General features: G+C 64.9%; 7 protein-coding genes. 5 read left to right on the forward strand and 2 right to left on the reverse strand.

Features of this window, described 5'->3' with window-relative positions:
* Positions 1–32: 32 nt before the first annotated feature.
* On the reverse strand, positions 33–3,329 hold the full coding sequence (locus ACI2KK_RS27130) for a PAS domain S-box protein (RefSeq protein ID WP_404671371.1): 3,297 nt from the start codon (positions 3,327–3,329) through the stop codon (positions 33–35).
* Positions 3,330–3,390: 61 nt separating this feature from the next.
* A complete protein-coding gene (locus ACI2KK_RS27135) occupies positions 3,391–4,269 on the reverse strand; it encodes a LysR family transcriptional regulator (RefSeq protein ID WP_369990465.1) in 879 nt (292 codons plus the stop codon).
* Between the two features lie 130 nt (positions 4,270–4,399).
* Here ACI2KK_RS27135 and leuC point away from each other — a divergent pair, with 130 nt between their 5' ends.
* From leuC to asd, 5 genes are all read left to right on the forward strand, one after another.
* On the forward strand, positions 4,400–5,833 hold the full coding sequence (leuC, locus tag ACI2KK_RS27140) for a 3-isopropylmalate dehydratase large subunit (RefSeq protein ID WP_404671372.1): 1,434 nt from the start codon (positions 4,400–4,402) through the stop codon (positions 5,831–5,833).
* The gene (leuD, locus tag ACI2KK_RS27145; protein ID WP_217842457.1) at positions 5,830–6,474 is read left to right on the forward strand and encodes a 3-isopropylmalate dehydratase small subunit; all 645 of its coding nucleotides are present in this window, start codon (positions 5,830–5,832) and stop codon (positions 6,472–6,474) included. The genes leuC and leuD overlap by 4 nt, the downstream gene beginning before the upstream one ends.
* A 94-nt stretch (positions 6,475–6,568) precedes the next feature.
* Positions 6,569–7,333 (forward strand): class I SAM-dependent methyltransferase, encoded by a 765-nt coding sequence (locus tag ACI2KK_RS27150; RefSeq protein WP_404671373.1) that lies wholly within the window; start codon positions 6,569–6,571, stop codon positions 7,331–7,333.
* A gap of 53 nt (positions 7,334–7,386) precedes the next feature.
* Positions 7,387–8,469 carry a 3-isopropylmalate dehydrogenase gene (leuB, locus tag ACI2KK_RS27155; protein ID WP_217842459.1) on the forward strand — a complete coding sequence of 361 codons (1,083 nt, stop codon included), beginning with the start codon at positions 7,387–7,389 and terminating at the stop codon, positions 8,467–8,469.
* Positions 8,470–8,532: 63 nt separating this feature from the next.
* Positions 8,533–9,645 (forward strand): aspartate-semialdehyde dehydrogenase, encoded by a 1,113-nt coding sequence (gene asd / locus ACI2KK_RS27160; protein ID WP_217842460.1) that lies wholly within the window; start codon positions 8,533–8,535, stop codon positions 9,643–9,645.
* Positions 9,646–9,957: the final 312 nt, after the last annotated feature.

Here is a 9,957-nt window from a genome sequence, read left to right on the forward strand (position 1 = left end):
TCGCGACACGAGGCCGCTCCTACACGTGGCGCTCAGTAATCCGCCGGCGCCTCCAGCAGCATCTGCCGAAACTCCGGCAGCGGCAGCGGCCGGCTGTGCAGGTAGCCCTGGTACAGGTGGCAACCCAGGCGCTCGAGAAACTCCAGCTGCTCGGTCAGTTCCACTCCTTCGGCAATCACTGCCAGATCCAGGCTGCGGGCCATGGCCACGATGGCGCGAACGATCTCGGCGTCGTTGGAGTCGATGGGCGCGTCGCGCACGAAGGTCTGGTCGATCTTCAGCGCATCCACCGGCAAGCGCTTGAGGTAGGTCAGCGACGAGTAGCCGGTGCCGAAGTCGTCCATGGCAAAGCTCACCCCGTAGCGCTTGAGCTCGCGCATCTTGCTGATGGTGTCTTCGAGGTTCTGGATGACGATGCCCTCGGTGATCTCCAGCTTGAGCATGCGCCGTGGCAGGCGGTAGTCGTCCAGGCTGCGCAGCACCCGCTCGACGAAGTCGTTCTGGCGGAACTGCCTGGGGCTTATGTTCACGCACAGGCTGAAATCGTCGGCGTCGATCAGCCCGTCCTCCAGCATGCGTGCACAGGCGTCGCAGGCTTCGTCGAGGATCCAGCTGCCAACTTCGAGAATCAGGCCGCTTTCTTCGAGTACTTGAATGAACTGCCCCGGCGGTTGCTGGCCCAGTTGCGGGTGGTGCCAGCGCAGCAGCACCTCGGCGCCGACGATGCGGTTTTCCCGGGCATCCACTTGCGGCTGGAAGTGCAGGGCCAGCTCGCCCCGGGCCAGGGCCAGGCGCAGGTCGCTTTCCATGCGCAGGCGCTCGCTGGCGGCCTTTTGCATGGTGGTGTGGAACAGCTGGGTGGTGTTGCGCCCGGAATCCTTGGCCCGGTACAGGGCGATGTCGGCGCGCTTGAGCAGGTCGGCCGGGGTGGCGCCATGGTCGGGGATCAGTGCCACGCCGATGCTCGGGGTCACCTGCAGGCGCTGGCCATCCAGCGACATGGGCTCGGCCAGCAGCTCGCGCAGGGTGTCGGCCAGCTCGCGCACCTTGCTTTCCACCAGCTCGCGGCTGCCGTCCAACCCACTCAGCAATACCACGAACTCGTCGCCGCCCAGGCGCGCCACGGTGTCTTCCAGGCGCACGCTGGCTTCAAGGCGGGCGGTGATGATCTTCAGCACCGTGTCGCCCACCGGGTGGCCGAGGGAATCGTTGATGTGCTTGAAGTGGTCAAGGTCCAGGAACAGCAGCGCGCCGCGCAGGTTGTGGCGCTTGAGCAGGGCGATCTGCTGGCTCAGGCGGTCCATCAGCAGCGCGCGGTTGGGCAGGTTGGTCAGCGGGTCGTGGTAGGCCAGGTGGCGGATCTGCGCCTGGGCGTTCTTCAGCAGGCTCACATCCCGCGCAGTCAGCAGCAGGCAGTCGGTTTCGTTGAGGCTGATCGGCTCCACCGATACCTCCACCGTAAGAATGTCGCCGCGCTTGTTGCGCCCGAGCATTTCGCGGTGGTGCACCCGGCCGTGTTCGCGCAATTCGTTAAGCAGGGCGGCGCGTTGCTTGTTGTCGGCCCAGATGCCGACATCGAACACCGAGCGCCCGACTACCTCGGCGGCGCTGTAGCCGGTCAGGCGGGTGAAGCCGTCGTTCACTTCAAGATAGCGGCCGCTCTGGCGCTCGGTGATGGTGATGGCGTCGGGGCTGGAGTGGAAGGCCTTGGCGAACTTCTCTTCACTGGCCTTGAGCGCAGCTTCAGCGCGTTGCTGCTGGGTGATGTCGCGCAGGGTGGTGACGCTGCACGGCTGGTTGTCGACGCTGATCAGCCGGCTGGAGATCACGCAGGTCAGCGGCGTGCCGTTGCGGTGCTTGATACCCACTGCGACGTTGCTCAACGCCTGGTCACGGATCACCCGCTCGATGCGTTGGGCGCGCTCGGCAGACTCGGCCCACAGGCCAAGTTCTTCGGCGGTATGGCCGAGCACCTGTTCGGCGCTCCAGCCGAAGGTCTGGCTGAACGCGGGGTTGATCTCGATGAACTGGCCGGTGTCCTGGCGGGTGACGCAGATCGGGTCGGGGCTGACCTGGAACAGGCTGGCGAATTTTTCTTCCGAGGCGCTCAGGCGCTGCTCGCGCTCCACCTGGTCGGTGATGTCGAGCAGGGTGCCGGCCATGCGCAGCGGGTTGCCCTGGTCGTCGCGGTACAGCCGGGCGCGGCTTTCGATATAGCGCGAGCCGCCGTTTTCCAGCTCGACCCGGTAGGTGATCTGGTAATTGCCCGCCGGCCCTTCGCGCAGGCTGCGGTAGGCGTGGCGCATGACCTCGCGCTCGTGGTCCGGCACACCCTCGAAGAACGCCTCGAACGATTCATGGAAGGGCACCGGGTCCAGCCCGTGCAACTGCGCCGCGCGGGCCGAGCCATACAGCATGCCGCTGGGGATGTGCCAGTCCCAGGTGCCCAGTTGCGCCGAATCCAGCGCCAGGTCCAGGCGTTCCTGGCTGTCCTTGAGCGCCTGCTCGGCGCGTTTGCGCTCGGTGGTGTCGACGAAGGTACTGATCAGGTAGGTGATGCCTTCGAGCTCGATGCCCTGGGTGCACAGGATGCCGTCATGGATCTTGCCGCTGCTGGCGCGGAACTGCACCTCCATGGTCAGCGGCCCGCTACCGGCGCGGGTGGCTTCCAGCACCTGGTGGCGCTGCTCGGGGTTGACCCACAGGCCCAGCTCGACGCTGGTCTTGCCCACCACCTGCGGGCCGGGCCAGCCGAACATGTCCTCGAAGTGCTGGTTGACCTCGATGATCAGGCCGTCGTGGCGGCGGGTCAGCAAAATGGCGTTGGGGCTGAGGTGGAACAGCGTGGCAAAGCGCTTTTCCGAGTTGATCAGCGCGGTTTCCCGTTCGCGCTGGCGGGTGATCTCGCGAATCACCCCGATCATCTGCCGCCGGCCGTGGGCGTCGTGGGTCAGGCTGCCGTTGATCTCCAGCCAGTGCATGCTGCCGTCCGGCCAGCGGATGCGGTGGCGCATGGCCTGTTCGATCGGCTCACCGTTGACCACCGCCTGGAACGCCTGGCGTGTGCGGGCGCGGTCCTCTTCGGGCAGCAGGTCGAGGTAGTCGACGTCGTTGGGCATCGGCCGCAGCGGGTCGAAGCCGAACAGTGCCTGGGTGCCCCGCGACCAGCTGATGCGGCCACTGTCGATATCCCACAGCCAGGCACCCAGGCGCGCGCCGTTGAGCGCGGCCAGCAACTGCGGTGCGTTCTGCCAGGCCTGTTCGGACTCCTGGGGGTCGGCCGCGGGAATGCGCGGCAGGCGCGGAAAGCGGTTTGCTGATTTGGGCATCGTTACCAGACCTTTGGCAGATAATGCGTCCCTGTAGCGTGAATGCCGCGCCGACGAGCGGTCAGTCGCACCCTGCGTGGCTGTCGAGCAGGGCCATGAAAGCCCTGGCCGCGTTCGACAGCGTACGTTCGGTGTGCAAAATGTAGCCTAGCTGGCGCGACAGCTGTATGCCGGGCAAGGCGATGGGCGCGACCTGCTCATCGAGCATAGTACGTGGCAGCACACTCCACGCCAGGCCAATGGAAACCATCATCTTGATGGTCTCCAGGTAGTTGGTGCTCATGGCGATGTTCGGTGTCAGGCCCTGGCTTTCGAACAAACGCTGGACGATGTGGTGGGTGAAGGTGTTGCCGCCGGGAAACACCGCCGGGTGGCGCGCCACATCGGCCAGCGCCACGTTGCCGTCGCGTGCCAGCGGGTGCTCGGGGGCGGCGACGAAGTCCAGGGCGTCCTCCCACACCGGGGTGGCGCGCACCAGGTGGTGCGGCTCCGGCGCCAGGGTGATCACGGCGATTTCCGCGCGGCCATGCAGAATTTCGTCGTAGGCCGCCTCCGAGTCCATGAACTGGATGTCCAGCGCCACCGCCGGGTATTGGCGGGTAAAGGCCCGCAACAGCGGCGGCAGGCGGTGCAGGCCGATGTGGTGGCTGGTGGCCAGGGTCAGCCTACCGCTCACCTGCCCGGTGAGGTTGGTCAGTGCCCGTCGGGTATCATCCAGTACGTTGAGAATCTGGTAGGCGCGGGGCAGCAGGGCGCGGCCGGCCTCGGTCAGGGTCACTTCACGGCCCAGGCGGTCGAACAGGCGTACGTCCAGTTGCTGCTCAAGCCCGGCGATGCGTTTGCTGATGGCCGGCTGGGTCAGGTGCAGGCGCTCGCCGGCCCCGGAGAAGCTGCCGGTTTCGGCGATGGCGATGAAGGCGCTGAGGTTGGCGAGGTCCATCGTTCAGATTCCTGATGGTTATGCAAAGCATGAAAATTATGAATTTGAGTTATTCAATCTATCGCCATAGCATCGTCCATACAAGCCAAGGGGTTTTTGGCATAGAAAGACGCTGATGAGGAACAGTCTGATGGCTGGCAAAACGCTCTACGACAAACTCTGGGAAGCTCATGAGGTCAAGCGCCGCGACGACGGCTCATCCTTGATCTACATCGACCGTCACATCATCCACGAGGTGACCTCGCCCCAGGCCTTCGAGGGCCTGCGCCTGGCCAGCCGCAAGCCGTGGCGCATCGATGCCAACATCGCGACCCCCGACCACAACGTACCGACCACGCCAGAGCGCAAGGGCGGTATCGAGGCCATCGTCGACCAGGTGTCGCGCCTGCAGGTGCAGACCCTCGACGAAAACTGTGACGAATACGGCATCGTCGAATTCAAGATGAACGACGAGCGCCAGGGCATCGTCCACGTCATCAGCCCCGAGCAGGGCGCCACCTTGCCGGGCATGACCGTGGTTTGCGGCGACTCGCACACCTCCACCCACGGCGCCTTCGGTGCCCTGGCCCATGGCATCGGTACCTCTGAGGTCGAGCACGTGCTCGCCACCCAGTGCCTGGTCGCCAAAAAAATGAAGAACATGCTGGTGCGCGTCGAGGGCAAATTGCCTGCCGGCGTCACCGCCAAGGACATCGTGCTGGCCGTGATCGGCAAGATCGGCACCGCCGGCGGCAACGGCCACGCCATGGAGTTCGCCGGCAGCGCCATCCGCGAGCTGTCGATGGAAGGCCGCATGACCATCTGCAACATGTCCATCGAAGCTGGCGCCCGTGTCGGCCTGGTGGCCACCGACGCCACCACCGTCGCCTACGTCGAGGGCCGCCCGTACGCGCCCAAGGGCGAGGACTGGAAGCGCGCCGTCGAAGCCTGGAAAGACCTGGTTTCCGACGACGATGCAGTGTTCGACACCGTGGTCGAGCTCGATGCCGCTCAGATCAAGCCGCAGGTCAGCTGGGGCACTTCGCCGGAAATGGTCCTCGCCGTCGACCAGCGCGTGCCGGACCCGGCCGCCGAGGCCGACCTGATCAAGCGTGGCTCCATCGAACGCGCCCTCAAGTACATGGGGTTGAGCGCCAACCAGGCGATCACCGACATCAAGCTCGACCGCGTATTCATCGGCTCGTGCACCAACTCGCGCATCGAAGACCTGCGCGCCGCGGCGGATATCGCCAAGGGCCGCAAGGTCGCCGCAAGCGTCAAGCAGGCCATCGTCGTGCCGGGCTCCGGCCTGGTCAAGGCCCAGGCCGAGCGTGAAGGCCTGGACAAGATCTTCCTCGAGGCCGGTTTCGAGTGGCGTGAGCCGGGCTGCTCGATGTGCCTGGCGATGAACCCGGACCGCCTCGAAAGTGGCGAGCATTGCGCCTCCACCTCCAACCGCAACTTCGAAGGCCGTCAGGGCGCCGGTGGCCGTACCCACCTGGTCAGCCCGGCCATGGCCGCGGCCGCCGCAGTCACCGGCCACTTCATCGATGTCCGCGAGTTGATCCAAGGGAGCGCAGCATGAAAGCCTTCACCCAGCACATCGGCCTGGTCGCCCCGTTGGACCGTGCCAACGTCGATACCGACCAGATCATCCCCAAGCAGTTCTTGAAGTCGATCAAGCGTACCGGCTTCGGCCCCAACCTGTTCGACGAGTGGCGCTACCTGGACGTGGGCCAGCCCTACCAGGACAACAGCAAGCGCCCGCGCAACGAAGAGTTCGTGCTCAACCACGCCCGCTATCAAGGCGCCAGCGTGCTGCTGGCCCGCGAGAACTTCGGTTGCGGCTCCAGCCGCGAACACGCGCCATGGGCGCTGGACGAATACGGCTTCCGTAGCATCATCGCGCCGAGCTTCGCCGATATCTTCTTCAACAACAGCTTCAAGAACGGCTTGCTGCCGATCATTCTCGACGCCGCTGAAGTGGATGAGCTGTTCAAGCAGGTCGAGGCCAACCCGGGCTACCAGCTGACCGTCGACCTCGAAGCCCAGGCGGTGACCCGCCCGGACGGCAAGGTGCTGAAGTTCGAGATCGATGCCTTCCGCAAGCACTGCCTGCTCAACGGCCTGGACGACATCGGCCTGACCCTGCAGGACAGCGATGCGATCAAGGCCTTCGAGGGCAAGCACCGCGCCAGCCAGCCGTGGCTGTTCCGTGATGCCTGAGTGATGTGATGGGTTTGCCGGCCCTATCGCCGGCAAGCCGGCTCCTACAGGCGATAGGGCCGGTACCGGCAACACAAGACCAAAGGATTTCCCCATGACCAGCACCACCCACACCGATGTGGTCCAGCGCCAGTTCGGCGAGCAGGCCAGCGCCTACCTCAGCAGCGCCGTGCACGCCCAAGGCAGCGAATTCGCTTTGCTGCAAGCCGAGCTGCAAGGGCAGGGCAGCGCCCGCGTGCTGGACCTGGGCTGTGGTGCCGGCCATGTCAGCTTCCACGTCGCCCCGCTGGTCGCTGAGGTGGTGGCCTACGACCTCTCGCAATCCATGCTCGACGTGGTCGCCAGTGCCGCCAGCGAGCGCGGCCTGGCCAATATCACCACCGAGCGCGGCGCCGCCGAACGCCTGCCGTTCGCCGACGCCTCGTTCGACTTCGTCTTCAGCCGCTACTCGGCGCACCACTGGAGCGACCTGGGTCTGGCCCTGCGCGAAGTGCGCCGGGTGCTCAAGCCGGGTGGGGTGGCGGCCTTCATCGACGTGATGTCGCCGGGCAGCCCGCTGCTCGACACCTACCTGCAAAGCGTCGAAGTGCTGCGCGACACCAGCCATGTACGCGACTACAGCGCCGCCGAATGGCAGCGCCAGGTCAGCGAGGCCGGCCTGCACGTGCGCAGCCACAGCCGCCAGCGCCTGCGCCTTGAGTGGCACACCTGGGTGGCGCGCATGCGCACCCCTGAGTCTTTGCGCGTGGCCATTCGCCAATTGCAGCAAGCCATGGGTGAGGAAGTGCGGCAGTATTACCAGATCGAAGCCGACGGCACCTTCAGCACCGACGTGCTGGTGTTGTGGGCTGAGCGTTGATTGTTTACGGCGGGGCCGAGCCGGCCGCGCCGCTTGAATGGATAGAGGAAAGCATGAGCAAGCAGATTCTGATTCTCCCAGGTGATGGCATCGGCCCGGAAATCATGGCCGAAGCGGTCAAGGTGCTGGAGCTGGCCAACGACAAGTTCCAGCTCGGCTTCAGCCTCGCCCACGACGTGATCGGCGGCGCTGCCATCGACAAGCACGGCGTGCCGCTGGCCGACGAAACCCTGGAGCGTGCGCGCCAGGCCGACGCCGTGCTGCTGGGCGCCGTGGGCGGCCCGAAATGGGACAAGATCGAGCGTGACATCCGCCCCGAGCGCGGCCTGCTGAAGATCCGTTCGCAACTGGGCCTGTTCGCCAACCTGCGCCCGGCCATCCTCTACCCGCAACTGGCCGATGCTTCGTCGCTCAAGCCGGAAATCGTCTCGGGCCTGGACATCCTCATCGTCCGCGAACTGACCGGCGGCATCTACTTCGGTGCCCCGCGCGGCCAACGCGAATTGGAGGGCGGCGAGCGCCAGGCCTACGACACCCTGCCGTACAGCGAAAGCGAAGTGCGCCGCATTGCCCGCGTCGGTTTCGACATGGCCCGCGTGCGCGGCAAGAAGCTGTGCTCGGTAGACAAAGCCAACGTCCTGGCGTCCAGCCAGCTGTGGCGTGAAGTGGTCGAAGACGTGGCCAAGGACTACCCGGACGTCGAGCTGAGCCACATGTACGTCGACAACGCTGCCATGCAGCTGGTGCGTGCACCCAAGCAGTTCGACGTGATGGTCACCGACAACATGTTCGGCGACATCCTGTCGGATGAAGCTTCCATGCTCACCGGCTCCATCGGCATGCTGCCTTCGGCGTCGCTGGATGCCGACAACAAGGGCATGTACGAGCCGTGCCACGGCTCGGCGCCGGACATCGCCGGGCAGGGCATTGCCAACCCGCTGGCGACCATTCTTTCGGTGTCGATGATGCTGCGCTACAGCTTCAACCAGCAGGCCGCCGCCGAGGCGATCGAGAAGGCCGTGAGCCTGGTGCTGGACCAGGGCCTGCGCACCGGTGACATCTTCTCTGAAGGTTGCCGCAAGGTAGGTACGCAGGAAATGGGCGACGCAGTAGTCGCAGCGCTGCGGAATCTGTAATCTCTCTGGCCCGCCACCAAAAACTCCCGGTGGCGGCCCACTTTTAGCAAAGGTGTAGTTGCGATGAAACGTGTAGGTCTGATCGGTTGGCGTGGAATGGTCGGTTCCGTGCTCATGCAGCGGATGCTCGAAGAGCAGGACTTCGACCTGATCGAGCCAGTGTTCTTCACCACCTCCAACGTAGGTGGCCAGGGTCCGAACGTGGGCAAGGATACTGCCCCGCTCAAGGATGCCTACAACATTGAAGAGCTCAAGACCCTCGACGTCATCCTGACCTGCCAGGGCGGCGATTACACCAACGAAGTCTTCCCCAAGCTGCGCGAAGCCGGCTGGCAGGGCTACTGGATCGACGCCGCCTCGTCCCTGCGCATGCAGGACGATGCCGTGATCATCCTCGACCCGGTCAACCGCAAGGTCATCGACCAGCAGCTGGACGCGGGCACCAAGAACTACATCGGCGGCAACTGCACCGTCAGCCTGATGCTGATGGGCCTGGGTGGCCTGTTCGAAGCGGGCCTGGTGGAGTGGATGAGCGCCATGACCTACCAGGCCGCCTCCGGCGCTGGCGCGCAGAACATGCGTGAGCTGATCAAGCAGATGGGCGCCACCCACGCAGCCGTCGCTGATGACCTGGCCAACCCGGCCAGCGCCATCCTCGACATCGACCGCAAGGTCGCCGAGGCCATGCGCAGCGAAGCCTTCCCCACCGAGAACTTCGGCGTGCCGCTGGCCGGCAGCCTGATCCCGTGGATCGACAAGGAACTGCCGAACGGGCAGAGCCGTGAAGAGTGGAAGGCCCAGGCCGAGACCAACAAGATCCTTGGCCGCTTCAAGAGCCCGATCCCGGTGGACGGCATCTGTGTGCGCATCGGCGCCATGCGTTGCCACAGCCAGGCGCTGACCATCAAGCTGAACAAGGACGTGCCGCTGGCCGATATCGAAGGCATGATCAGCCAGCACAACCCTTGGGTGAAGCTGGTGCCGAACCAGCGTGAAATCAGCATGCAGGAGCTGAGCCCTACCAAGGTGACTGGCACCCTGAACATCCCGGTTGGGCGTTTGCGCAAGCTGAACATGGGGTCGCAGTACCTGGGGGCCTTCACTGTGGGCGACCAGCTGCTGTGGGGCGCGGCCGAGCCGCTGCGTCGCATGCTGCGGATTCTGCTGGAGCGGTGATCGCTTTGGTTTGAGTTTTTGGTTTGTGAGAAACCCGTGCCATGGTGAGTGGTGCGGGTTTTTTTATTGGGGCTGATGTTGAGTTTGTTTTGGAAGTTGTATGCGCATTCATTATTTGTAGTGACGCTTATTCACCTTTCCGCCCTTACGGCGGCTTACTTTTGTCTTGTCAAAAGTAAGCAAAACCGCTCGCTCCCATCATCCGGCCCCTGCGCTTCGCTCCGGGGTACCCTCACTCCGGGCTTGCTCCGGGGGTACGCGCCGACGGGCCGTCCCTGGCCCGATCGGCGCTCGACCGGCATCCATGCCGGT

The sequence above is a fragment of the Pseudomonas sp. NPDC089406 genome, assembly GCF_044900265.1.
GTDB lineage: Bacteria > Pseudomonadota > Gammaproteobacteria > Pseudomonadales > Pseudomonadaceae > Aquipseudomonas > Aquipseudomonas fakonensis.